This window comes from Paractinoplanes abujensis (assembly GCF_014204895.1).
In the GTDB taxonomy this organism is placed as follows: domain Bacteria; phylum Actinomycetota; class Actinomycetes; order Mycobacteriales; family Micromonosporaceae; genus Actinoplanes; species Actinoplanes abujensis.
In genome coordinates this window covers 5,876,849-5,901,051 of record NZ_JACHMF010000001.1, presented here as the reverse complement: position 1 = coordinate 5,901,051, position 24,203 = coordinate 5,876,849, and the positions used below count along the sequence as shown (strand labels likewise).

The following is a 24,203-nucleotide window of genomic DNA, read 5'->3' as shown; positions in this document are numbered from 1 at the left end:
GAGGCGTTGCGTGTCAGTCGAGGCTTTCGACCGCGTCGAGCTGGACGGAACCGGCATCGATCGGATCACCGAGGCCGAGGTCGTGGCCGTGGTGCGGGACGCCCTCGCGCACGGCCGGGGCGGGCGGATCTTCACCCCGAACGTCGACATCCTGCGCCGGGCCCAGCGCGACGACGAGTGCCGGCGCCACCTCCAGGACGCCGACCTGGTCGTGGCCGACGGCATGCCGCTGATCTGGGCCAGCAAACTGAGCGGGGCGCCGCTGCCCGAGCGGGTGGCGGGCAGCAGCCTGATCTGGTCGCTGTCGGCCGGGCTGGGCCTCGACCAGCGCTCGATCTTCGTGCTCGGCGGCACCCCCGCGGCCGATGACGCCACGGCCGACGGCGCGACCCGGGCTGCCGACCGGTTGCTGGCCGCCTGCCCCGGCCTGCGCGTGGCCGGGACGTCGTGCCCGCCCTACGGATTCGACAACGACCCGCTGACGTACTCCGACCACTGCGCGAAGGTCGTCGACGCGCGCCCCGACCTGGTGTTCGTCGGGCTCGGCTACCCCAAGCAGGAGCGCTTCATCTCACGGCTGCGCTCCGAACTGCCGCAGACCTGGTTCATCGGCTGCGGCGCGGCGGTCAACTTCGTGGCCGGCGACATCGAACGCGCACCCCGCTGGATGCAGCGCACCGGCCTGGAATGGGCGCACCGGCTCGGCACCGAACCCCGCCGGCTGGCCGGACGCTACCTGCGCCACGACGCCCCGTACGCGTTGCGGCTGCTGGCCCAGGCCCCGGCTCAGCGCGCCAGGGCCCGCTGAATCCGCACGGCGAGCGGCTCGATCTCGGCCCGGCCGTATCCGAGGTGAACGAGGAACCCCGTGACGAACAGCGGCCCGCTGTGCCGGTGCAGCGGCGTGAAGTCGCAGACCAGGTCGTACCGCGAGCACAGGCTGAACACCGCGGGCCCGGCCGGCAGCGGCGCGCGGCGGGCCTCGAACGTTCCCGCGTACGCCTGCGCGACACCCCGGCCCGCGGCCGGCGCGCTGCCCACCCGGACGGCGCGGTCGCCCGGCGCACGGTCCCCGTCGGCCATCAACGCCACCGCCGCGATGTGCTCCAGGGTGGCCGGCCGGGCCCGCTGCAGCACCCGATGGATCACCATCGCCCCCTGCGAGAACCCGGACAGCACGAGCCGCTCGTCCGGGCAGTCCCGCGTGCGCTCCCGCAGCAGCTTCTCCAGAGCCCGTACGCCCCGGCGCACGCTCCGCAGATAGTCGGCCCGCCCACTGGCCGGCTTGACGAACGTGGTGACCGGCGACGCCCGATAGGGCAGCGGATACGCCGTGATCTCCTCCGGCCCGTCCACGAGCGCACGCAGCAGGTCGAGGTTCTCGCTCCCCATGCCCACGTTCTGCCCCGACCCCCGCACCCCGACGAAGAGCACGTCCCCGCACGCGGGCACCTCCACGGCGAGCGCCTCCGGTGCGGTGACCCCCAGTCCCGCCAGCATGAGGAGGGCGGCTCCCATCGTCGGGGCGATTCTGCGCAAAACCGGCACAAGCTCTGTTTTTAGCAGTGCTCAGAGGCGTGGCGGCGGACAACGCTGTGGACAACTGTGGAGTCGCCCGTGGGGACTGTGGACGAGGCGGGCCCGCCGGTTTGACAACGGCGTACGGTGATGACCCGTCTCCCCGAGGTGGGTGGGGGCTTGGGATGGCCGTACATAGCAAAACGTACGTACGGTTTAATGGGTGGCATGGGATTTGAGCGGCTCCATCACGTACAGGTGCTGTGTCCGCCCGGGGGAGAAGAGCAGGCCCGCGCCTTTTACGCCGGCGTGCTCGGCCTGACCGAACTGGCCAAGCCGGCCGTACTGGCGGCGCGTGGCGGCTGCTGGTTCCGGGGCGGCGGCTGGGAGATCCACGTCAGCCCGGTGTCCGGCTTCGCGCCGCAGCAGCGGGCTCATCCCGGTGTGCTGGTCGACGACCTCGACGGACTGGCCGCGACCCTGGAGGCGGCCGGCCGCCCGGTGTGCTGGGATCCTCACTTCCCGGGCCATCGGCGGTTCTACTCGCAGGACGACCACGGCAACCGGCTCGAGTTCCTGGAGCCGGTCACGGAGTGAGGCGAGGGTCGAATATGCGGCGGATATACGGGTGCCGCTTATCTTTCGTTTCCCGCGCGTTCATCGGCGGCCGTGAATGAGGCGGCGGTGGATGGGGCGACGGGTCGAGCGAAAGAGAGAGAAGCATGATTCGGCGGATACCAACCCTGTTGGCGGCTTTCGTAGCCGCGGTCGTCGCCTCCTTCGCGGTCGCCGCGCCGGCGAGTGCGGCCAACCCGTTCGAGTTCAACCGCACTGAGGCGAAGGGTCTGATCATCTGCCTCATCTACTCCGACGCGGGCTGCGGCGAATTCGATCCGGACGGGGACGTCTTCCATGTCTGGGATCAGGCGGCGGACGGGCACTCGGCCGCCGTCTACTGGCACAACTACCTGCCCGGCTCAACGGCGTTGTACCGCTGGGGATCCTGCGTGAACAGCAACGGCAACGGCGATTCGGGTCAGTGCAACAAGAACTTCGTCGAGGGCTCGCGGATCGACTACAAGGTTTGCGCTTACGACTCGGGGACGACGCCCTCGGACGTCAACAACTACTTCCAGTGCAGCGCGGTCAAGCGGACGTACGCATGAGCGGCCACGGCCGGACGGCGATCCTGCGCAGACTGCTCGCGGTTGTCGCCGTCGCGGCGGCCACCCTCTCGATGACCTCGGCCCCCGCCGTCGCGGCCAGCGCCTTCGAGTTCGATCACACGGTCTCGGCGACCTGGTCGGGCGCCGACGGGTGCATCCCCGAGGGTTACGGCGCGCTCGGCTGTTTTCAGCACGACGGTGACATCTTCCGGGTGCAGGACACGGCCCGGGACGGGCATTCGGCCGCGATCTACTGGCACAACTATCTTCCCGGTTCGTCGACGCTCTACCGCTGGGGCTCGTGCGTCAACAACGACGGGTACTTGACCATCGGCAAGTGCAACAAGAACTTCCGAGAAGGCTCCACGATCAAGTTCAAGACCTGCCTCTACGACGACAACGCGGTGACGATTCCCTCGAACGTCGCCAACTACTACGACTGCACCACTGTCTGGACCGTGATCGCGTGATCTCCGGCCGGGCCCGCGGGTCAGCGGGCCCGGCCGGAGCATCGGTCAGCGCGGCGTGAACCAGGGGTCCTTCGCCATCCGATGGAACTCCCGGAACGCCGCGGTGTCGCCGGTGAGCTGGAACTGTTTGGTCGGGCCGTTGCCTTCGGGGTCGGACTCGAAGTAGGCGATGGCCTTGATCTGCGGATTCGCCTTGAAGGTGCGCCGGGCGTCCTTGAGCCAGTCGGCCCGGCCGGCCGAGCCCCACGCCTTGGCCACGCCGAACTCACCGATGACGATGGGCTTGGGGCGCGCGGCGGCCCATGTCAGGAACGGCGCCATCAGGTCGCCGATGGGCTCGAAGCGTTCACCCGCGTAGACGTCGACGCACGTCCAGTCGACCTGGTCGTCGCCGGGGTAGAACGCGGGGGCGTCGCCCCGGATGAAGCCTTCGGCGGTCGGGCACCACACCCACGACACGTTGGTCGCCCGTTCCTGGGCGAAGATCGCCCGTACGTATTTCCAGGCCGCGATGTAGTCCTCGCCCGACCACATGGTCGCGCGCAGGTTGGGCCGGTCCATCTCCCAGCGCATCCGCAGCAGCACCGGTTCTTTGATCTTGCGGACGGCGCGGGCCTGTTTGCGGATCAGGTCGTCGTGCTCGCCGTCCAGGATGGACCGGTTGTCGCCGGTGGCCCAGCTGACCATCAGCGTCGCCCCGCGGGCCAGGAACTCCTTGTCCGAGGGGGTGCCGACCATCTGCTCGAAGCGCCGGTACGTGTTCACGATCTTCAGCGGGCGGCCCAGGTCGGCCTGCAGGCTGTCGACGGCGGCCAGCCGGCCCACGTGGGTCAGCGCGTCCGGTTTGATCCACGCCCCGAACAGGGCCCCGCGCGCGGGCGCCGCCACCGGCCCCGACCGGAACGGGCCCTGGTTGACGGCGACGCCGCTGGGTGCGCTCGTCAGGTCGGGCGCGGGCGGCTGCGGCGGCTTCTCGTCCTTCGTGCAGCCACTCAGCAGCATGGTCAGGGCGGCCAGGATCACCAAGGCCTTACGCATGGACACGCCGGGCCGTGTAGAGGACGTTGACCGCGTACGCGTCGCTGCCCGGGAGCCGGCGCACGGCGGCGTCGGCGGCCCGCGCGACCGGGTTGCCGTGCAGCGACGGCGTGATCATGGAGAAGCCGCGCCGTTCGACGATGACGAAGCCGTGCCGGTCGAGCAGCGTCGCGACCTGCTCGTGGGAGAGCTCGGCGAACCAGCGCTCGCCCTGGTGGCGGCGGGCCCGCAGGTGCCGCACGGAGCCGGCGTTGCCGTGGTTCTCGACGACCAGGATGCCCGAGTCGGCGGTGGGCAGGGCCTTGGCGGCGAAGGCGAGCGCGCGGTCCCGTACGGTCTCGTCGACGTTGAGCAGCAGCCGGAACATCGTCACGATGGCCGGGAAGCCGGCCGGCACCGGGTGCGGCACGGGCCCGTCCGGCGCCACCTGGTGCCAGTTGGCCCGCGACCCGACTTGGGCCGCCTTGGCCATCATCTCGGCCGACGTGTCGTAGCCGTGGGCCTCGCGCACCAGGCCGTGCAGCGTGCGGATGGCCCGGCCGGTGCCGCAGGCGAAGTCGTGCTGCACCGGGGCGAGCTCGCCGAACTCGCGCCGCACCAGCGTGCGCAGGTAGTCCTGCTGCCGTTCGTTGATCTGCGAGGCGTAGCTGTCCGGTGCGTACGTGATCGTCTCGTACTTCTCGACGGCATCGGTGTCCTGGAACACCTTGGTGTAGTCGGTGGTCAACTCGTCCTCCTCATGAGTTCGAACGATTCGGTCGGAACGCGTCCAGTGCGAGCGGGACGCGCAGGAGCCAGGTGCCGGCCAGGAAAGCGGGGACGGCGATCACCATCGCGAGGGCCCGGCCGGTGACGGCGACCAGGGCCCACGGGAGCGCGCCGAAGCAGACGACTGAGAGCAGCGCGGCGGCCCGGGTGCCCCGGCCGAACGGGTGCAGCCCAGCCGAGCGCCCGACCTGGATCAGCGGCAGCAGGTTGTTGACGACCATCGCGCAGGCCAGCCCGATCGCCGCGCCCAGAGCGCCGAACCGGGGGATCAGCAGCACGTCGAGGGCAACCGTGACGGCCAGCGCGACGAGCACGTTGACCAGGTTCCACGAGGTGCGGCCGGCCATCGCGAGCACCATGTCGACCATCCCGCAGCCGGTGGCGACCAGCATCGCGGCCGCCAGCACGGCGACGACCGGGACGCCCTCGGCCGCGTACCGGTCGCCGAACAGCCGCAGCCACACCGGCGCGAAGAAGATCACCAGCAGGTTGACCGGCCACGTCACCAGGACGAGCCAGCCCGTGGCGGTCCGGTAGAGGTCGTTGGCGGTGCGCCGGTCGTCCACGGCCAGCGCCTCGGCCAGGCGCGGCTGCACGGACTGGGAGATGCCCTGGTTGGCGAACTGGATCAGCACGACGAAGCGGCCCGCGACCGCGTAGACCGCCGCCGGGACCAGGCCCCCCAGCACCGCCACGAGCAGCACGTCGATTCGTTGCAGGGCCAGCTGGGCCACGCTGGCGATCGCGCGCGGACCGGTGAACCGCCAGAACTCGCGGCGCAGGGCCCTGCGTTCGGCCCGCCGGGCGGGGACGCCGGTCGGCTCCGTCTTGCGGTAGAGCCGCCGGAGGGCGTACGCGGAAAGGATCGTCACCGGCAGATAGGGTGCGGCCCAGGCCAGCGCGAACGCGGGCAGCGAGGCGGCTGTCCACAGTGATGTGACGCCCGCGATCCCGACCAGCACGAGCTGCAGCCCGCTGCGCACCACCCGGTCGAGCATCACCGTGGGCCGCATCGCGCGATAGCCCCGGGTGGCGGTGAGCAGCGCGTCGGTCATCGCCTGCAACGGCAGGAAGACCGCCAGCACCCGCAGGCCCGCGGTGTGCGCGGCGACCACGTGCCCGGCCTCGCCCGCGGTCATCCGGGCGATCGCCGGCGCGGTCAGCCACAGCGCGACCGCGAGCGCGACCGACAGCACCATCACCGGCGTCAGGCCCGTACGCAGGCAGGCGCCCAGCAGGTGGGCCCGGCCGGTGGCGCGCAGCCGGGCCGGCCAGTAGACCAGCCCGGTCGGGGTGCCCAGCTTGGCCAGCCCGCCGGCCAGCACGAAGGCCGCGGTGGCGGCGAAGAACGCGCCGGCCTGCTCGGCCCCCAGCGAGCGGGCCACCACCCAGGTGACCACCACCCCGGTGCCGCCGGCCAGCGCCGAACCGGCCATGTTGGCCAGCCCGCCCCGGGCCGCGCCGCGAGCACCGGCGGCGGGCCTGTCTAGGACCGCCATACCGGCTTGCGTCCCAGCCAGCGGGCCAGGGCCTCGTCGTGCGGCAGGTAGTAGTCGCTCAGTTCGCGGCGCAGGGCCGGGTCCATGTCGCTCTCGCGGGGCCGGGCGTTGTGCCGCTCGAACGGCGGCCGTTCCAGATAGCTGGGCAGGCCGAGGAACTCGCACACCTCGTCGTAGACGTCCTCGGGGTCGCTGAAGAACCGCTCGCTCTCCATCACGTGGATGCGTTCACGGCCCACGTGCTGCGCCATCACGCTCAGGTAGCGGGCGTACTCGCCGCGGGCCCGGTAGGCGTGGTGCTGGTGGCTGAAGCTGTAGAACTTCGGGTCCTCGGCCAGCCGCTCCTCCTGCTTGTGCAGGCGGGCCGGTTCGAGGGCGATCGCGGCCCCGAAGTCGCGCTCGGTCTCGAAGCCGCGGGCGACCTCGTGGTGGTGCTGCGAGTAGGCGCGTTCGACCGGGTCGCGGACGAGCACGAGCAGCCGGGCGTGCGGCAGGTCGCGGGCGATCCGGGCGGCCGCCTGCGGGTGGTACATGTAATACGGGCTCGACTCGAACGTCTGCGGCTGCACGCCGTAGCGCTCACCGACCTTCTCGCCGCTGCGCACGAGCGGGAAGTGCCCCTTGTACCAGGCCATCCCGCGGTCGTACGAGGTGTCGAAGTAGTGCACCCCCTTGTGCAGCACGGCCTTGAGCACCACGGGATGCCCGGCCAGCGCGCGATACAGCGACGTCGTGCCGCAGCGCTGCCCGCCGCAGATCAGGAAGGTGGGGGTCATCCGGCCCGGCGCGGTCAGCCTGCCGTACGAGCGGGAGCCCAGGTGCACGACGCGCTTCATCGGCGCCGGCAATTTGCGTACGTCCATGGTTGGTCTCCTCAGAGCTCCTCGACCCGCCGGATCAGCACCGGCAGCAGCCAGGTGCCGAGCACGCCCAGGCGGGCGCCCGCCTCGGCCTGGCGGTCGGTCAGGTATCGGGTGGCCAGGTCGACCAGGTAGAGCAGCGCGGTCGCCTCGCGGCCGTCCACCGGCACACCGAACGGCGCCAGCAGCTCGGCCGAGCGCCGCACGGTCGCCTCGACGGCGTCCTTGGCGTCGCCGGTGGACTGGATCCGCCGCTGCAGCTCGTGGTGCACGGCGTCGAAGCCCAGCGGCACGCCCGACGCGAACCGCTCCCAGTCCCAGACCAGCAGCCCGTCGGCGATGTTGGCCATGTTCCAGGGGGCCCAGTCGCCGTGCCACGCGCCGTACCGCAGCACGATCTCGCCGGCCCGCTGGACCAGCAGCTCGGCCGCCGCCGCGAGCCCCACGCCCTCGGGCCGGTCGCCCACCTCGGCCAGCCGGGCCCGCAGGTCGTGCCAGTACGCACTGCCGGACAGTGCCCCCGTCGTGTAGCCGCAGCACCCGGCGATGTCGAGCATGGCCGCGACCAGCCTGCGCCGGCTCAGCGGCGCGCGGGGCAGCCACACCGGCAGCGCCGACTGCACCAGCACCTCGAGCCCGCGCCACTGCCCGGCGTGCAGCACGCGGGGGATGACCAGCTTGGTCAGGCCGCTGTGGGCCAGCGACGTCAGGGCCGCGGTCTCCGCCCGTACGAGGGCCTGGGTGAGCGGCCCGGTGCCGAGCTTGCCGAAGCCGAAGGTGTCGCCGTCCGGCCCGATCAGCTGCAGCACCGGCTTGCGGTTGGCCCGGGCCGGGCCGATGTGCACGCTGACCGACAGCTCACGGCCCAGCGCCTCGCTCAGGTGCCCGTCGATGCTGTGCGAGAACGGGCCGGTGACCCGGATCCGGTCGCGCAGCAGCACGCTCGAGGCACCCGTGCGCACGGCGGCCACGACGGCCTCGCGCTTGAGCTTGGCCGAACGCGACTGCGGTTCGGCGTAGCGGCGCACGGCGGCCGCGGCCACCCGGCGCGAGGTCGACGGCACCAGCAGCTTGGGCCGGCGGGCGTCCGGCACCACCATGTACTCGGCGATCGGGGTGCCGGGCGAGCCGTCGGTGCGGCACGGCGGCGGGTAGAGGAGGCCGAGCACCTCGTTCAGGTAGCGGGTGCGCAGCTCCGCGTCCCCCGCGGTCAGCTCGGCGGGCGCGGTCCTCACCGGACTCATGTCGTTTCCCCCTCGATCGAATTGCGCCAGAGCAGCGCGAAGGCCAGAACCATGAAGGCCAAGGGGGTGACCAGCGAGTTGTACCAGAGCATCGCGGAGAAAGACGTGACGATCGCCGCGGAGGCGGCCACCCCGATGGCACTGCGATCACGCCGGAACCGCCACAGCCCGTACGCGAAGAAGCCGAGATAGCCGGCCGTGCCGACCGCGCCGTGCGAGTAGAGCAACTGCCACAGCTGCCCGTTGCCGCCGACGGTGAAGTTGCCGCAGCGCTCGCAGCCGGCACTCTCCCCGACCGTGATCGAGTTGCGGCCACCGAGCGTGTTGCGGGTGCCGCCGTAGCCGATCACCGGCGACTCCCGGAAGCCGTCGAGGGCCCGGTCGATCAGGAACGAGCGCACACCGTTGGACTTGCCGTTGTCGAGCCGGGCGCCGACCACGTCACCGAGCGGCGTGGCGAGCAGGGCGACCCCGAGCAGAGCGCCCGCCACCGTGACCGCCCCGATGATCCAGAGCCGGCCGGCCAGGACGTAGCGGACCGCCACGTAGAGGACGAGTACGCCGACGCCGATCCAGAGGCCGCGGTTGAGCGACACGACGGCGGGCACGACCGAGACGACCAGGCACACGACCGCCCAGAACTTCGCCTTGCCGCTCCTGGCCTGGCCCGCGGCGACGACGAGCCAGCCCGCCAGCAGGCAGAAGTTGTTGCCCCAGGTGTTCGTGTAGCCCCAGGGGGCGGCCGGGCGCGGCTGGCTGTCGCCGACGATGTCCATGATCTGGGCCGCGTACGGATGCACGAGCGACTGCACGAAGCCCTTGTTGCGCACCCCCGACGGCAGCAGCCACTCGACCGGTGAGGTGAACTCGAAATTGCCCGCCACCATGCCGAGCAGGCCGCCCAGCACGGTCACCACGAACAGCCAGCCCAGCAGCCGGACCAGTCGCCGGCGGGGCAGTTCGGCCTCGGTCAGGTTGCCCGCGTAGACCAGCAGGACGGTCAGCGCGCCGTACATGAGGAACTTGTAACCCGCCGGCAGCAGGCGGCCCGTCGCGTGCCCGGCCACCGTGCCCGCCGGGTCGGCCCCGAGTGCGCCGATGCTGACCACCACGGCGACCAGGAAGACGACCCACCACACGAAGCCCGGCGGCAGCCGCAGCGGGCGCCCGGCCGTACGCCGGCGGATCAGCAGGAACAGCATCGGCACGGCCATCAGCGCGAAGATCAGCACGCCCAGGCCGAGCGCCCACCAGACCGGATAGAACGCCAGGATGCTCGCCACCGGCCAGGCCGGCAGCGCCATCTTGCGGACGTCCGGGGCCGGGCCGCCGGTGCTGGGCACCGCGGCCGCAGACACCTGGGTCACTGCTTGTCGCCGTCCTGCGCCTTGACGTCCAGGCCGGACATGTCGATCACCGCGGTGATCTCCTCCGCGCTGTCCGCGACCCGCGGACGCACCTGCTGCGCGGCCTTCTCGGCGGCCGACATCGTGTTGGTCGGGAACCGCTGGGGCGGCATCAGGTCACGGTCGAGCACGGCGGTCTCGTCCGGGCGCGGGCCCGCCGACGGGGCCGGCGGCGTGAGCGTGACGGCCGGGCCGACCGGCTCCGCGGTGCGCAGGTTGGTCAGGCGCGGCAGCACGACGGCCCCCAGCAGGGGCGTGCCGACCCGCTGCAACTGCTCGGCCGCGTCGAGCAGGGCGGGGCGGCGGGCCCGGCGCAGCTCGACGGCCAGGATGGCCGCGTCGGCCAGGCTGGCCAGGCTCTGCGCGTCGGCGCTGCTGGCGGTCGAGGGCGCCTCGATCACGATGTAGCCGCCCTGGCCGCGCAGCGTCTCCAGGGTGTCCTTGAGCCGCTGCGACTGCATGAGCCCGGCCGCGGTGGCCGCGCCGCCGGTGGTGATGACCCGCAGCGACGGGATGCGCGGGGTGCGCTGCAGCGCGCGGGCCAGGCCGACCCGGCCCGCCAGCAGGTCGGACAGGCCCGGGACGGCCGAGACACCGAGCATCCGGGCGATCGGGGCGGCGTCCACGACGCTGTCCGGCAGGTGAGCGCCGATCAGGACCACTTCACTGCCCGTACGGGCGAGGGCCGCGGCCAGGTTGGCGGCGACCAGCGTGCTGGCCGAACCGCGGCTGGCCCCGGTGACCACGATGACCTGCTGACCGGCCGGCATGGTGGCCAGCACCTCGTTGCGCAGGCGGTTGAAGACCCGGCCGCCGGCCCCGTAGGGCTGCAGCACGTCGTCGAAGTGCGGGGTGGTGCGCTCGTCCAGGGCGGCCAGCACATGCATGCGCCCCCGGTCGCGCACGTCGGCGGCCGAGCGCAGGCGGCGGTCGAAGCGTTCCCGGACGAAGGCCAGGCCCAGCCCGAGCAGCAGGCCGATCATGCCCCCGGTGGCCAGGTTGACCATCGCGTTGGGGCTGGTAGGGGTGTCGGGCAGCCGGGCGTCGCTGATGATGCTGCCGGCGCCGATAGTGGTCGTGGTGAGCTCGTTCAGCTTGCCGGTCATGCCGTTGAGCTGGTTCTGCGAGTTCGACCGCAGGCTCAGCAGGTTGCTCTCGTCCGAGCTGCCCTTGGCCGCCCGTGACAGCCGGGCGTTGATCCCGGCCAGCGTGGTGGTGAGCTGCTTGATCTTCGCGCTCAACGTCTTGATCTGCTGGTTGAGGCTGCTCTGCGCGGTCTCCTCGCGGTTGCGCAGATAGGCCTCGGCGAAGGCGTGCGACCCGGCCTGGGCGTCCGCCGGGGTGCCGGCCTGGAACGTGACCATGAGGACCGTCGTGTTCGCGGGGACCTCGACCGAGACGTCGCGGGCCAGCTCGATCGGCGTCAGGGGGCTGCGCAGCAGGGCCGCCGCCTTGGCCGCGACCGCGCCCGAGCCGACCAGCTGGGCCTCGGTGTCGAGGTTGACCATGCCCTTGGTCCGGCCACCCTGGGCATTGGTGTCCTGATCGACGGCCTGCACCAGCACGGCGGTGGAGGACTGGTAGACCTTCGGCATGGCCGAGGTCAGGGCCGCGCCCGCGCCCAGACCGGCTCCTGTCGCGATCAGCGCGATCCACCAGTGGCGGCGGAACACGCCGAGATAGTGCGAGACATCGGCAGGGCGTGACGCTTCCATCGGTTGGCGGCCCTTTCGGGGGTGGAGTGAGAAGTGGCAATCGGGCGTTTCGCCCCCGGAGGGGTAAACGTCTCACTCCCGCCTTCGTGATGGGTTTATTGCAATTTCGGCTCCACCCAGCCGTTGTCCACGAGATATGCCACCACGAGCTCGATCGCCTCGGGCACGGTGATGGTTGTCGTGTCGATGCTCAGTTCGGCGTCGGCCGGCTCCTCGTACGGGTCGTCGATGCCGGTCATGCCGCGCAGCTGCCCGGCCCGGGCCCGCGCGTACAGGCCCTTGCGGTCGCGTTGCTCGCACACCTCGAGCGGGGTGTTGACGTGGACCAGCACGAAGCCGGCGCCCGCCTCGACGGCCATCGCGCGGACGGCGGCCCGGGCGTTCTCGTACGGCGCGATGGGGCACGCGACCGCCATGCCCCGATGCCGGCCGACCTCGGCCGCCACCCAGCCGATCCGGCGCACGTTGGCGTCGCGGTCGGCCTTGCTGAAGCCCAGCCCGGCCGAGAGCTCGCGGCGCACCACGTCACCGTCGAGCAGCGTGATCGTGCGCTCGCCGCTCTCGCGCAGCGAGTCGGCCAGGCCGCGCGCGATGGTCGACTTGCCTGAGCCGGAGAAGCCGGTGAAGAAGACGACCAGGCCCCGGTGGCGGCGCGGCGGGCGGGCCCGCACCAGCTCCTTGGCCACGGCCGGGGGAGTGTGCCACTCGGGCAGCGGGAAGCCGCGGTCGAGCAGGTCGTCGATCTCAGCCGGGGTCATCGCGAGGCGCCGGTTGCGCAGCGGGATGTCGTCGCGCCAGCGCCACTGGCCGTCGCGGTTGTCGTAGGCCAGCTCGCGCGGGACGAGCACCCGCAGGCCGGCCCCGGAGAGCATCTCGCCCGTCGAGAGCACGTGGGTCACCCCGTACGACCCCAGGACGCGCGCCCGCAGCAGGGCGTCGCGCATCTCGTCGCCCCGGGTCAGCAGCGGCACGGCGACGATGGTGGCCGGGGGCATCCGGTCGCGGGCGGCGAAGACCGCGCGGACCAGCGCCTCGGGCGGCAGGCCGTCGGGGCCGGCGCCGCTCACCGGGATCATGATCAGCAGGTGGGCGCCCAGGGTGCGGGCGGCGTGCGCGATCTGGGCCAGCTGCGGGCGGTGCAGCGGGCGGTCGGCGATCACGCCCAGCACCCGGCCCGGTGGCAGCAGGGCCCGCACCTCCTCGGGGGTGCGCTTGAGCCGCTGGAACGGGCCGTGCCCGCCGTCGCCCATCCGCCGGACGACGCCGCCGGCGGCGAAGCGACGCTCGCTCGTGGACCACAGGTCGTTCACGTCGAGCGCGGCGACCGGCGCGCCCTCGGGGTCGGTGAGGATGATCTTGCGGCGCAGCGGATCGTCGACCGCGAGCCGCTCGGCCAGCTCGGCCGGGATCTCCACAGTGACCGCCACCGGCCACGGCGTGCCGTCCGCGAGCCGGCCCCGGCGGCGCAGGGCGGTCAGGTCGGCGCGGCCCAGAAACCCGGTGAGCGGCGCGTACGCGCCGGACAGCAGGAGTTCCAGATCCGCGAGCTCGTGCGGCTGCGGTGTGTACGACGGGGCGTCGCGCAGCACGTCCTCGGGCAGCACCGAACCATTCACTTCCGTATCCCCCTGCGGCCGATTAGGAGACAGTTTCTCAGCCTCGCTGATCGTGGTCGAGACGGGTATCCCGCCCCGGTTTTCTTCTCGTCGTGAACGGGTAATGGACAAAACGGATGAAAGTTACAATACTGGCTCTTCGTGAATCGCCGCCCGCGCCGTTTCCGGCTCGTTCAGATAGCCGCCGTACCCACGGCCTTCGTCCTTTCCGTCGCCACCACGCTCGCCTGGGCCTGGACCGGCGGGGTCGACCAGATCGGACTTCCGGTGGGATCGCTCGGCGACCCCACGGTCTCCGTGCCCGTGCTCTCACCCACCGCGCAGCAGCCGGGAATGCCGGACGCGCTCGCCCCTGCGCGTCGTCCGTCCTCGGCCGCCGCCGCATCCTCATCGGCGGCCGCTGCCACCACTGCCGCGTCGTCCGCCGCAGCCGGCACGACCGGCACGACCGGCACGACCGGACCGGCGGCGCCGGCCGCCGCGCCGGGGACGCTCGTGCCGCAGGGGCGCATGGCCCCGGCCGGCGACACGCAGCAGGCCCGCGGCGAGGACTGCTACACCGGGCACAACCTCGTGCCCACGTGCGGCGTCCTGTGGGGCGTGGCGCCGGGCGCGCACACCGAGAGCCGGGGCGCCTCGGCGCTCGCCCGCTTCGAGCGCAAGACCGGCCGGCACCAGGCGATCTACCACGCGTACCACGGCGGGATCAGGCAGCTGTTCCCGACCGAGCAGGAGATCGCGATCGCCCACCAGCCGGGCAAGCGGCGCATTCTGTTCCTCAACTGGAAGCCGGAGTCGGCGTCCTGGGCCAAGATCGCCCGGGGGGACCGGCGGACCGACGCGTATCTCGACCGGCTGGCCGTGCACATCAAGAGGAACTTCCCCGAGCAGTTCTTCTTCGCCGTGCACCACGAGGGTGAGAACGACGTCCGCGAACGGGCCGGCTCCGGTTACACCGCGCGCGACTACGCGGCCATGTACCGGCACGTGATCAAGCGGCTGCGGGCCAAGGGCGCGACCAACATCGTCAGCGTGCTGGTGCACATGGCGTACGTGCCGCACGCGCAGAAGAGCTGGTTCAACTCGATGTATCCGGGTGACGACGTGGTCGACTGGATCGGCCTCGACACCTACGCCTACAGCGACCCCGGCTACGGCCACGGCCAGTTCTCCGAGGTCTTCAACCGGCGGCTCGAGGGCAAGGGCAAACAGTACTGGCCCGGCTTCTACAACTGGGCCAAGATGCGGCACCCGGGCAAGCCGCTGATGCTGGCCGAGTGGGGTGTCTGGTCGTCCAGGCGCAACCCGCAGTACAAGGCCGACTTCTACCGCCGGCTGGGCCACGAGATCCGGCAGTTCCCCAGGATCAAGGCGATGGTCCAGTTCGAGACGCCGAGCAATCAGAAGGGCCAGGACTCCTCGGTGGACAGCACGCCGGCCGCGCTCCACGCGTACCGGAAGCTCGGCAGCCTGCCGCTGTTCCAGGTGGCCGTCACACCGCGACGCTGACGGCTACCGCAGCGAGATCCGGGCACCCGGGGAGGAGAAACTTTCGTGCAGCACCACCGTCGTGAGGGTCGCCTCATCGGGGACGTCGAAGACCAGTGACCCCTTGACCTGGCTGCCCGGGGCGATCTCGTCGAGGAAGTTGCGGGCCTCGTTGTTGACGAACACCTCGGCCTGGATGTCGGTGGAGAACTCGGTGCCGGCGGCGTCGTAGGCCTTCTGTGAGTTGCTGTCGAAGAGCTCCGGGGTCCGGGCGCCGTTCTTCACCGTCACGTCGAGCAGGCAGTACGTTCCCTTCGGCTCGAGGTTGACGTATTCGTCGCCGACCCGGTCGACGCCGCAGCGCACGGCGGTGACGGTGAAGACGAACCGGCCGTCGCGGGCCGGCCGGCCGATCTCGCCGCCGGTCGTGCTCACCACTTCCCGGGCGCCGTCGTCGCCGCGCAGCACGAGGAACCAGCTGACCGCGGCGACGACGGCGAGAACGACGACGCCGGCCACCCACGGCCACAAAGGCCGTGGTGGGCCGGCGTCCTCGTCTTCGTCGTCCGCGACCTCGGCGTCGGTCATGACCTCATCAAAACACTGCCGTCACTGTGCGCAGCGGGCCGATCGGTCAGAAGCCGTGCCGGACTAGCTGGTTTCGCCGGCCACGCTGAACGAGCCCAGCCGGTTGATCGCGTAGATCGTGCCGCCGAGGGCGAAAATCGCGCTCATCACGATCGCGACCGGCACCGAGACCTTGCCGTCGAGCATGCCGGTCGGGGCGATCCGGTCGGCGATCGAGATGACGTACTGCTCGATCGAGAGCACCCGGGTGCCGCTGACGAACCGGCCGAGCAGCCCCTCCCACACCAGGATGTAGGCCAGGCCGAGCAGCACGGGCCGCCGGGTCACCAGGCTGAGCAGCAGGAACAGCGCCGAGTAGGCGATCGCGCCGGCCACCGCGCCGACCACCAGGGCCAGCCCGAAGCGCACCGAGTCGGCCAGCAGCCCGGCCACGAACAACGGGACGGCCGCGGTCAGCGCGCTCACCCCGGCCGCCACCAGCAGCTTGGCCAGGATGATGTCGCGCCGGGGCAGCGGCTTGGTCAGGATGTGCACGATCGTGCCGTCGTCGACCTCGGAGCCGAGCACGCCGGTGCCGACGATTAGCGAGATCACCGGGAGCACGACGGCCAGGCCCAGCCCGACCACGACCGCCTGCCCCCACTGGCCGGGGTCGACGTCGTAAGCCCGGCAGATCGCGGCCAGGCCGATCAGCAGCAGCGGCAGCGGCAGCAGGAGCAGCACCCGCCGGCGGCCGAACAGGCCGCGTGCGGTGATGTAGGCGACCGTGGACATCATGCCTCCAGGAGGTAGGAGAAGACGCTCTCCAGCGACTCGTCGGACGGCAGCAGCTTGCGCAGCCGGATGCCCTCACCGAGGGCGATGCGCGGCAGCGCGCGGGTGAAGCTGCCGTAGTCGGACGCCCGTACGGTCAAGCCGTTGGCCTCGACCTCGATGCCGCTGACCGACTTCTCACCGATCAGCGCCACCGCGAGCCGCCGGTCGTCGGAGCTCTGCACGGCGAACACGTGCGGCCGGTTGGTCATCAGGCGGCGGATGCGGCGGTAGTCGCCCGAGGCCGCCAGCCGGCCCGCCACGATCACCTGGACCAGGCCGGAGAGCTGCTCGACCTCCTCCAGGATGTGCGAGCTGAACAGGATCGTGTGGCCCTGGTCGCCCAGCGTGTGCAGCAACTCCATCATGTGCATGCGCTGCCGCGGGTCCATGCCGTTGAACGGCTCGTCGAGCAGCAGCACCTGCGGCTCGTGCACCAGCGCGGCGGCCACCCGGGTGCGCTGCCGCATGCCCTTGGAGAAGGTGTCGATCCGCCTGTCCTGCGCGCTCGTCATCTCGACCAGTTCGAGTGCCCGTTTCGTGGCCGCGGCCGGGTCGGGCAGCTTCTGCATCTTGGCGCAGGCCAGCACGAACTCGTACGCGGAGAGGAAACCGTGCACGGCCTCGCGCTCCGCGACCAGGCCCAGCGAGCGGTAGATGCCCGGGTTGCGCCAGGTCGGCGAGCCGTCGATGGTGACGACGCCGCGCGACGGGGCCAGGAAGCCGGCCATCATGTGCAGCACCGTGGTCTTGCCGGCGCCGTTCGGTCCCAGCAGGCCGGTCACGCCCGGCTGCAAGGTCATGCTGATGTCGTTGACGGCGACCACGTTGCCGTACCAGCGGGAGACGTTCTGCAGGTCGACGGTGCTCACAGCGAGGCCACCTTCCGGTAGCGGGCCAGCAACAGCAGGAGGGCGGCGGCGACCAGGCAGAACAGCTCGATGCCGTAGATCACGCCGAAGTCGCCGATGTCGAGGTCCATGCTGTTCTGGCCGCGCAGCCACGACTGCACGCCCGCGAGCAGCGACATCGGGCTGGCCAGGCCGGCCAGGTGCTGCGCGGTGCTCGACGGCAGGATGCTCAGCACGCCGACGACCGGGGTGGTCATCAGGAAGACGGCCACGATGCCGCCCGCCGCGAACGCGCGCTTGCCGGTGATCGAGGCGACCAGCAGGCTGATCGACGCGAACAGCAGCGCCCACAGCACGCTGTAACCCCAGCCGGGCAGCAGGTCGAGGAACTCGTTCCAGACGCCCGAGGCGCCCTTCTTGGTGGTGAACGCCCCGCCCAGGAACATGATCAGCTGAGGCACGCCGAGCAGCAGGAAGACCGCCGTGGCCAGCGCGGCGAACTTGGCCCCGATGTAGTCGAAGGCGCGCAGCGGGCGGCTGAAGTAGAGCGGCAGCACCCCCGAGCGCATGTCCCGCGAGACCAACTCGGGCGCGACGATCGCCACGAAGAAGATGACCAGCCAGCTCATCGTGTCGTCGAACGAGAAGTAGTCGAACAGAATGATGTTGGCCTGCGCCTTGACCGCGGCGTTGATCACCGCGACCAGCAGGACGATGCCCGCCACCAGCCACGGGAAGATCTTGGCCTTGGCCGAGCGGCCCAGCCCGAACGAGGCGCGCAGGCCGTGCTGATAGATCGCTCCGAACACCGCGGACCGGCCCAGGCGTGGACCCTCGTACCGCTGGTATCCGATGTCGTGGATGACGCCCGCATCAGACATCGGCGGTCTCCTTCGTCGTGAAGAGCTCGGCCACGCGGTGGCGTCGCTGGTCGAGGCGGTGCAGCGGCAGGTCGAGCTCGGCCACGGCGCGCAAGATCTCGTCGTACGCGGATTCGCTGGTCAGCGGCACGAGCAGCATCCGGCCCTCGCGGGTGACCGTCAGCTCGCGCTGCACGAGGACGTCGGCCAGCTCGTCGGTGCCCTCACTGACCTCGACCGCCAGCACGTCGGAGGCGGCCGTCATCGCCGAGATCCGGTCGGCCCGCAGCAGCCGGCCACCCTCGATCGCGATCAGCGAGTCACAGATGCGCTCCACCTCCCCCAGCAGGTGCGAGCAGACGACGACCGAGATGCCGAACTCGTTGCCGATGCGGTGCACCAGGTTGAGCATGGCGTCCCGGCCGGCCGGGTCGAGGCCGTTGGTCGGCTCGTCCAGCAGCAGCAGGTCGGGGTCGTGCACGAGGGCCTGGGCCAGCTTGACGCGCTGCTTCATGCCGGTCGAGTAGCCACCGATCTGCCGGTAGCGCTCCTCGTAGAGGCCGACGTGCCGCAGCGCCTCCGAGGCCCGCTCGCGCGCGGCCGTCTTGGGCAGCCCGCTGAGCCGGCCCAGATGGGTGACGAACTCCGAGGCCGAGACGTCCGGGGGCAGGCAGTCGTTCTCCGGCATGTAGCCGACCCGGGCCCGCACCTTGTCGGTCTCGGTCACCGGGTCGATGCCGAACACCCGCACCTCGCCGCTGGTGGGCGCCGTGAGGCCCAGCATGATCTTGATAAAGGTGCTCTTGCCGGCACCGTTCGCGCCGACGAGCCCGATCACGCCCGCCTCGACGTCGACGGTGAGTTCGCTGAGGGCGGTCACCCCGCCCCCGTACGTCTTCGTGAGCGACTGTGTCGCGATGATGGTCACGGCAACAGCCTAGGAAGGGTCCGCACCCGATCGGATCCGGTTAAACCCTGAGAGACGTCGGGGGTCTCTCAGGCTCCTCTCAGAATCACCTCGATGCGGGTCCGCGCGTTCATCAAGACATGGGACTCACGTCAATGTGGCCGGGTGGGGTCTTCCTGTCCTTCGGCCTCTGGTTCGACCGCCTCCCGGACGAGCCGGTTCTGGCCGCGGTCGGGGACGTCCTGGAGCGCAACGGCGCCACGTACGCCGGGGCGATGTTCTTCGGGCCGCCCGGACTGTCGTTCTCGCGGCTGCCCGGCGCGGCCGGGATCGGGTACGCCGGGGAACGCTCGGCCCGCGAAGTCCGGCGCTGCCTGCGCGACGGCGGCGGGTACAAGGTGGCGATGAACCTGCCCGGCGCCGGACCGGCGGCCCTCTCGTTCGAGGCGACACCCGGCGAGGACGCCCCGCCCGGGCGGCACCCGGTCGAGGTGACCGTGGAGGCGGGCGCGTTCGCCATCCCGCGGCAGTTGTGGAACGCCGACGAGCGGGCGGCCGCCGAGGCCCGCCAGGCGGTGGTGCTGCGCTACCTGGAGGCGTGCTGCACGGCGCTCGACCCGGCGTACGCCGTGCTGCACTCCGAGGGTTCCACCCCCACCCCGGCCGCCCTGGCCGTCGGCCGCCAGCTCGGCACCGACGTCTACGTCTCGGACCGGCTCGGCCTGGACCCCCGTCTGACCCAGGTCAACCGGCTCTCGCAGACGCTGCGGTGGCCGACCGGTTCCTTCCACTCGGGCTGGTTCCTGGCCGAGACCCCCGACCTGGACGCCCTGCTCGCGGCGTGGACCCGCCCCGCCCTGATCATGGCCGAACGCCTGACCGTCACGAGCTGACACGTGTGCCCCCGGGCTGGTGGGAACCCGGGGGCACACGCGGTTCAGGGCCGCCGTACGGAGATCAGAAGTTGTCCGGCGTGCTGATGCGGCTCTTCAGGTAGGTGCCCGACTGGCTCAGGACGCCGTTGCCGTAGTCGGAGCCGTTGCAGGTGCCGGACCGGAAGGCCGCGCTGCTCTCGTCGGCGTCCGAATAGGTCCAGTTGGCGTAGCTGATCTGCAGCCGGTCCAGCAGGTCGAGCCAGGTGGCGGTGCTCTGCAGGTCGACCTGGCCGCCACCGGTGTAGGTCACGGTGCCGAACTCGGTGACGAACAGCGGGAGCGAGGCCGCCGCCCGCTGCACCTCGGCGCGGTAGTTGTCCAGGTGGGACGCCGCGTAGAAGTGGAACGCGTACATGATGTTGCCGGCGTTGACCGGGTTGGCGGTGATCTCGGCCGAGGTCGAGCCCTCGGAGACGCCCAGCGACGACCAGCCGCGGGTGCCGACGACGATCACGGCGTCCGGGTCGTTGGCCCGGATCACGGGGATGACCTGCTCGGCGTAGCTCTTGATGCCGGCCCAGCTGACGCCGTTGGGCTCGTTGGTGATCTCGTAGATGATGTTCTTCTTGTTCGCGTTGCGCGCCGAGACCTCGTTGAAGAACGTCTTGGCCCGGGCCAGGTTGTAGTTCGGGTCGCCCGGGGTCAGCGTGTGGAAGTCCACGAGGGCGTACAGGCCGCGGCTCTCGGCCTGGTCGACCAGGTTGTTGACCTGCGACGTGAAGCCGGCCGGGTTGGTCTCGTAGCCGCCCTCCTGCACGTACATCGAGATCCGCAGCAGGTCGGCCTTCCAGTCGTTGGCCAGCGCGTTCAGCGAGTTCGTGTTGTAGCACTTGGCGAACCACTGCAGGCCGTGCGTGCTCATGCCGCGCAGCTGGATGGCCTTGCCGTTGGAGTTGCACAGCTTGGTGCCGCAGACGCGCAGCTGCCCGTTGATCGCGACCGGGGTCGTACCCGTCGGGGGAGTGCTGGTCGGGGGAGTGCTGGTCGGCGGAACCGTGCTCGGGACCACGGGGGACGGCGTCGTGGACGTTCCGCCGCAGGAGGCGCCGTTGACCTGGCAGGAGGTGGGGCGGCCGGTGCCGTTGGCGACGAACCCGAAGGACGTCGACGCGCCCGCGGCCAGCGTGCCGTTCCAGCCGGCCGGGGTGAACGTGTACGTGGAGCCGGAGACCGACTGCGTGGCGTTCCAGGAATTGACGACGGTCGTGCCGGCGGGCAGGGTGAGCTGCACCCGCCAGGTGCTGATCGTGGACGAGGTGTTGTTCTTGACCTCGACCTGGCCCTGGTAACCGGTGTTCCACGAGCTGGTCACCGTGAAAGCGGCGGTCTCGGCGCTGGCCGGCAGGGCGATCACCGTGGCTACGGTCGCAGCGGCGGCGGCAACCGCGACGCCGGCGAGAATTCTCCATCTGCGCATGGGGGATCGATGCTCCATCGGGGAGGGGACTGGGGCTTTGGGAGCGCTCCCACGGACCATAGCCGCATCCGTCGATGGCTGCAAACGGGAACGGGCCCGGGACGTTTCCGCCCCGGGCCCGGAAAACGGCGTAAATCAGCCCGTGTTGCGCATGCCCGCCGCGATCCCGTTGACCGAGGTCAGCAACGCCCGTTCCAGGGCCGTGGAGTCGGACGGGGCCCGGCGCGCGCCCGGCGCCACGACGGCCTGGCGGTCGGCCTCGCCCGCGTCGCGATACTGCCGGAGCAGCGCCACCTGCAGGTGGTGCAGCGGCTCCAGGTAGGTGTCGCGGACGCCCAGCGTGCGCTTGAGCTCGGGCTGGTTCTCCAGCAGCTCCGACGTGCCGGTGATGGCCAGCACCTCGCGCACCGTCAGCTCGTACTCCTCCCGGATCTTGTCGAAGATCGGGTGGAGGTGCTCGGGCACCAGGGTCTCGACGTACCGCCGGGCGATCGTCAGGTCGGTCTTGTTCAGCATCATCTCGACGTTGGACAGGAACGTCTGGAAGAACTGCCAGTTGGCGTGCATCTCCTGCAGGACCTCGGTGTGGCCGGCCTCGCGGGCCGCCTTGAGGCCGGTGCCGACGCCGAACCAGCCGGGCACGATCTGCCGCGTCTGGGTCCAGCCGAACACCCACGGGATCGCCCGCAGGCCGCCCAGCCCGGCGTCGGTGTTGGGCCGCTTGGCCGGGCGGGAGCCGATGTTGAGCGCGCCCAGCAGCTCGGTCGGGGTGGCCGCCCAGAAATACGCGGGCAGGTCCGGATTCTCCACCAGCGAGCGGTACTGCTTGAACGCCGCGTCGGACGCCGTGTCCATGGTGGCGTCCCAGCGGGCCAGGCGTTCCAGGTCGACCGACGGCGAGGTGTGCAGCAGCGTCGCCTGCAGCACCGCGGCCACGGTGAGCTCCAGGTTCTCCCGGGCCAGGGCGGGCAGCGTGTACTTGTCGCTGATCACCTCGCCCTGCTCGGTCACCTTGATCGCGCCGTCCAGCGTGCCGTAGGGCTGGGCCAGGATCGCCTCGTGGGTGGGGCCGCCGCCGCGGCCGACGGTGCCGCCGCGGCCGTGGAAGAGCCGCAGCCGGACGCCGTGCCGGGCCGCCACATCACGCAGCGCGCGCTGCGCCTTGTGGATGCCCCACTGGCTGGTGGTGATGCCGCCCTCCTTGTTGGAGTCGGAGTAGCCCAGCATCACTTCCTGCACATCGCCGCGAGCCTTGACGATCTCCCGGTACGCCGGCAGCGACAGCATCTCGTCGAGCAGGTCACCACCCGCGTCGAGCTCGGCCGGGGTCTCCAGCAGGGGCACGATGTTGACCCGGGCCCGGCCGTTGTGGATGTCGATCAGCCCGGCCTCGCGGGCCAGCACGGCCGCCGCCAGCACGTCGTCCACACCCAGGGTCATCGAGATGATGTACGTCTCGATGACGTCGGCGCCGAACCGGTCCTGCACGTCGCGGATCGTGGTGAACACGTCGAACGTCTTGCGGGCGGAATCCGTCAGCGGCGTGTCGACGCTGGCCAGCGGGCGCCGCCCGGTCAGTTCGGTGGCCAGCAGCTTGGTGCGGTCGGCCCGGTCGAGCGCGGCGTAGTCGTCGACCTCGCCGACCCGTGCGTACAGCTGCTGCAGGACCTCGTGGTGCTTCTCGGCGTGCTCGCGGACGTCAAGCGTGGCCAGCTGCAGCCCGAAGGCCGAGACCGTACGGATCGCGGTGGCGACCACGCCGACGGCGGTGAGCTGGCCGGAGTTGCGGGCCAGGGAGGCCCGGATCAGCTCGAGGTCGCTGATCAGCTCGTCGCTGCCCAGGTAGTCGCGGCCGGGCACGTGGGCCGTGCCGCGGCGCAGCCGGTCGCGCGTGTTGGCCAGCTTGGCCTTGATCGCGCGGACCTTTAGCCGGTACGGCTCCTCGGCGTTGGTGCGGCGGAACCGGGGCGCGACCTCGGGCAGGTTGTCGAGGTCCTTGGCCAGCGAGGCGGACAGGTCGAGCGAGACCCCGCGCAGCCGCCGGGACACCGAGAGCACGTCGATCAGCTGGTCCATCGCGGCCTCGGTGGCCTGGATGCCGTGCTCGTGCTGGATCAGCAGCACGTCGCGGGTGACGGCCGGGGTGACGAACGGGTTGCCGTCGCGGTCGCCGCCGATCCAGGAGCCGAAGGTCAGCGGGCGGGCCGTCGGCGCGGTCTCGACGCCCAGCTGGCGCAGCGTCTCGGCCAGGTCGGCCAGCACCTGCGGGGCGGCCTCGGCGTAGAGGTCCTTGAGGTAGTAGACCGCGTTGCGGGCCTCGTCGGTCGGGTCGGGCCGGTCCAGCCGCAGCTCGTCGGTCTGCCACAGCAGGTCGATGAGCTCGGCGAACTTGCGCGTCGAGGCGGTGGTGTCGCTCTGGCCGTAGAGCACCTGGGCCGCGGCCTCGGCGTCCAGCGCGTCGGCCAGCTGGCGCAGCTTGGACAGGATCGAGCGGCGGGCGGCCTCGGTCGGGTGCGCGGTGAAGACCGGGCGCACGGCGAGGCGGCGGGCGGCCGCGGCGATCTCGTCGGACGGCACCCCCTGCTCGGCGATCCGCTTGGCCGCCTGGTCGAGCCAGCCGCCGTCACGGGCGCGGCGCCGCCGCAGGTCCCGCGAGCGGTGCACCTGCTCGGTGATGTTGGCCAGGTGGAAGTAGGTCGAGAACGCACGGGCCAGCTTGGTGCCGGTGGTGACGTCCATGGCCGCGAGCCGGTCGGCGGCGGCCTCGGGCTCCTGCCGGACCAGGGCGCGAATCTCCTCGACCAGGTCGAGCAGCGGACGGCCTTCCTGCCGGGCCAGGGTCTGCCCGAGCAGCGTGCCGATGCGCCGGATATCCGCGCGGAGCGCGGCGTCGGGGCCGTCGGGGTCCAGGTGGCCGTGCTGGTCGGTCATGTCGCGCTGCGCGCTCTTCATCGGGGGCGCTCCTTGCCTTGAAAGGTGCTCCAGGACAGCGCTGTCCCGACTGCGCCGATCGTATCGGCGCGAGGGTAGCAAGGGGGGAATTG

22 protein-coding genes are annotated in these 24,203 nt (G+C 71.3%); 6 read left to right on the top strand and 16 right to left on the bottom strand.

Going from position 1 to position 24,203, the window contains the following annotated elements; all coding sequences use genetic code 11:
• The first annotated feature begins 10 nt into the window (after positions 1-10).
• On the top strand, positions 11-808 hold the full coding sequence (locus tag BKA14_RS26870; RefSeq protein ID WP_184953619.1) for a WecB/TagA/CpsF family glycosyltransferase: 798 nt from the start codon (positions 11-13) through the stop codon (positions 806-808).
• Here BKA14_RS26870 and BKA14_RS26865 read toward each other — a convergent pair.
• Complete coding sequence (locus tag BKA14_RS26865) at positions 787-1,518, bottom strand: cutinase family protein (RefSeq protein ID WP_184953618.1); 732 nt, start codon at positions 1,516-1,518, stop codon at positions 787-789. The genes BKA14_RS26870 and BKA14_RS26865 overlap by 22 nt on opposite strands.
• Before the next feature lie 219 nt (positions 1,519-1,737).
• On the opposite strand from BKA14_RS26865, the gene BKA14_RS26860 reads away from it, so the two are divergent.
• The 3 genes from BKA14_RS26860 (at position 1,738) to BKA14_RS26850 (ending at position 3,154) form a co-directional block, all read left to right on the top strand.
• On the top strand, positions 1,738-2,115 hold the full coding sequence (locus BKA14_RS26860) for a VOC family protein (protein WP_438861906.1): 378 nt from the start codon (positions 1,738-1,740) through the stop codon (positions 2,113-2,115).
• Positions 2,116-2,264: 149 nt separating this feature from the next.
• The gene (locus tag BKA14_RS26855) at positions 2,265-2,684 is read left to right on the top strand and encodes a hypothetical protein (RefSeq protein ID WP_184953616.1); all 420 of its coding nucleotides are present in this window, start codon (positions 2,265-2,267) and stop codon (positions 2,682-2,684) included.
• Positions 2,681-3,154 carry a hypothetical protein gene (locus tag BKA14_RS26850; protein ID WP_184953615.1) on the top strand — a complete coding sequence of 158 codons (474 nt, stop codon included), beginning with the start codon at positions 2,681-2,683 and terminating at the stop codon, positions 3,152-3,154. Before BKA14_RS26855 ends, BKA14_RS26850 begins: the two co-directional genes overlap by 4 nt.
• 45 nt (positions 3,155-3,199) lie before the next feature.
• Here the strand turns inward: BKA14_RS26850 and BKA14_RS26845 are convergent, their stop codons facing one another.
• The 8 genes from BKA14_RS26845 to cysC form a co-directional block, all read right to left on the bottom strand.
• Complete coding sequence (locus tag BKA14_RS26845; RefSeq protein ID WP_184956982.1) at positions 3,200-4,192, bottom strand: glycosyl hydrolase; 993 nt, start codon at positions 4,190-4,192, stop codon at positions 3,200-3,202.
• Positions 4,185-4,919 (bottom strand): class I SAM-dependent methyltransferase, encoded by a 735-nt coding sequence (locus BKA14_RS26840; RefSeq protein ID WP_184953614.1) that lies wholly within the window; start codon positions 4,917-4,919, stop codon positions 4,185-4,187. The genes BKA14_RS26845 and BKA14_RS26840 overlap by 8 nt, the downstream gene beginning before the upstream one ends.
• Positions 4,920-4,929: 10 nt before the next feature.
• On the bottom strand, positions 4,930-6,459 hold the full coding sequence (locus tag BKA14_RS26835; RefSeq protein ID WP_184953613.1) for an MATE family efflux transporter: 1,530 nt from the start codon (positions 6,457-6,459) through the stop codon (positions 4,930-4,932).
• Positions 6,447-7,322: a sulfotransferase domain-containing protein gene (locus BKA14_RS26830; protein ID WP_184953612.1), complete on the bottom strand. Its 876-nt coding sequence runs from the start codon at positions 7,320-7,322 to the stop codon at positions 6,447-6,449. Before BKA14_RS26830 ends, BKA14_RS26835 begins: the two co-directional genes overlap by 13 nt.
• An 11-nt stretch (positions 7,323-7,333) precedes the next feature.
• Positions 7,334-8,563: a hypothetical protein gene (locus BKA14_RS26825; protein ID WP_184953611.1), complete on the bottom strand. Its 1,230-nt coding sequence runs from the start codon at positions 8,561-8,563 to the stop codon at positions 7,334-7,336.
• Positions 8,560-9,930, bottom strand: coding sequence for an O-antigen ligase family protein (locus tag BKA14_RS26820; protein ID WP_311776114.1), 1,371 nt, complete (start codon positions 9,928-9,930; stop codon positions 8,560-8,562). Before BKA14_RS26820 ends, BKA14_RS26825 begins: the two co-directional genes overlap by 4 nt.
• Positions 9,927-11,642, bottom strand: a complete 1,716-nt coding sequence (locus tag BKA14_RS26815; protein ID WP_239093530.1) for a Wzz/FepE/Etk N-terminal domain-containing protein — start codon at positions 11,640-11,642, stop codon at positions 9,927-9,929. The genes BKA14_RS26820 and BKA14_RS26815 overlap by 4 nt, the downstream gene beginning before the upstream one ends.
• 137 nt (positions 11,643-11,779) lie before the next feature.
• Entirely contained in the window at positions 11,780-13,300 is a 1,521-nt protein-coding gene (gene cysC, locus BKA14_RS26810) for an adenylyl-sulfate kinase (RefSeq protein ID WP_184953609.1), read from the bottom strand.
• A 141-nt stretch (positions 13,301-13,441) separates the two neighbouring features.
• On the opposite strand from cysC, the gene BKA14_RS26805 reads away from it, so the two are divergent.
• Positions 13,442-14,809 (top strand): glycosyl hydrolase, encoded by a 1,368-nt coding sequence (locus BKA14_RS26805; RefSeq protein WP_184953608.1) that lies wholly within the window; start codon positions 13,442-13,444, stop codon positions 14,807-14,809.
• Positions 14,810-14,812: 3 nt separating this feature from the next.
• Here BKA14_RS26805 and BKA14_RS26800 read toward each other — a convergent pair whose 3' ends face one another.
• The 5 genes from BKA14_RS26800 to BKA14_RS26780 all read right to left on the bottom strand — a co-directional run bounded on the left by BKA14_RS26800 (position 14,813) and on the right by BKA14_RS26780 (position 18,828).
• The gene (locus BKA14_RS26800) at positions 14,813-15,376 is read right to left on the bottom strand and encodes a DUF4352 domain-containing protein (RefSeq protein ID WP_184953607.1); all 564 of its coding nucleotides are present in this window, start codon (positions 15,374-15,376) and stop codon (positions 14,813-14,815) included.
• 63 nt (positions 15,377-15,439) lie between these two features.
• Entirely contained in the window at positions 15,440-16,150 is a 711-nt protein-coding gene (locus tag BKA14_RS26795) for an ABC transporter permease (protein WP_184956980.1), read from the bottom strand.
• Entirely contained in the window at positions 16,150-17,061 is a 912-nt protein-coding gene (locus BKA14_RS26790) for an ABC transporter ATP-binding protein (RefSeq protein WP_184953606.1), read from the bottom strand. The genes BKA14_RS26795 and BKA14_RS26790 overlap by 1 nt, the downstream gene beginning before the upstream one ends.
• On the bottom strand, positions 17,058-17,921 hold the full coding sequence (locus BKA14_RS26785) for an ABC transporter permease (RefSeq protein WP_184953605.1): 864 nt from the start codon (positions 17,919-17,921) through the stop codon (positions 17,058-17,060). Before BKA14_RS26785 ends, BKA14_RS26790 begins: the two co-directional genes overlap by 4 nt.
• Positions 17,914-18,828: an ABC transporter ATP-binding protein gene (locus tag BKA14_RS26780; protein WP_184953604.1), complete on the bottom strand. Its 915-nt coding sequence runs from the start codon at positions 18,826-18,828 to the stop codon at positions 17,914-17,916. The genes BKA14_RS26785 and BKA14_RS26780 overlap by 8 nt, the downstream gene beginning before the upstream one ends.
• A 119-nt stretch (positions 18,829-18,947) precedes the next feature.
• Between BKA14_RS26780 and BKA14_RS26775 the strand changes: the two genes are divergently transcribed.
• Positions 18,948-19,700, top strand: coding sequence for a hypothetical protein (locus tag BKA14_RS26775; RefSeq protein WP_184953603.1), 753 nt, complete (start codon positions 18,948-18,950; stop codon positions 19,698-19,700).
• 64 nt (positions 19,701-19,764) lie between these two features.
• On the opposite strand, the gene BKA14_RS26770 is transcribed toward BKA14_RS26775, so the two are convergent.
• Both BKA14_RS26770 and ppc read right to left on the bottom strand, forming a co-directional pair.
• Positions 19,765-21,159, bottom strand: a complete 1,395-nt coding sequence (locus BKA14_RS26770) for a cellulase family glycosylhydrolase (RefSeq protein ID WP_184953602.1) — start codon at positions 21,157-21,159, stop codon at positions 19,765-19,767.
• Positions 21,160-21,294: 135 nt separating this feature from the next.
• Positions 21,295-24,090, bottom strand: a complete 2,796-nt coding sequence (gene ppc / locus BKA14_RS26765; RefSeq protein ID WP_184956979.1) for a phosphoenolpyruvate carboxylase — start codon at positions 24,088-24,090, stop codon at positions 21,295-21,297.
• Positions 24,091-24,203 lie beyond the last annotated feature (113 nt).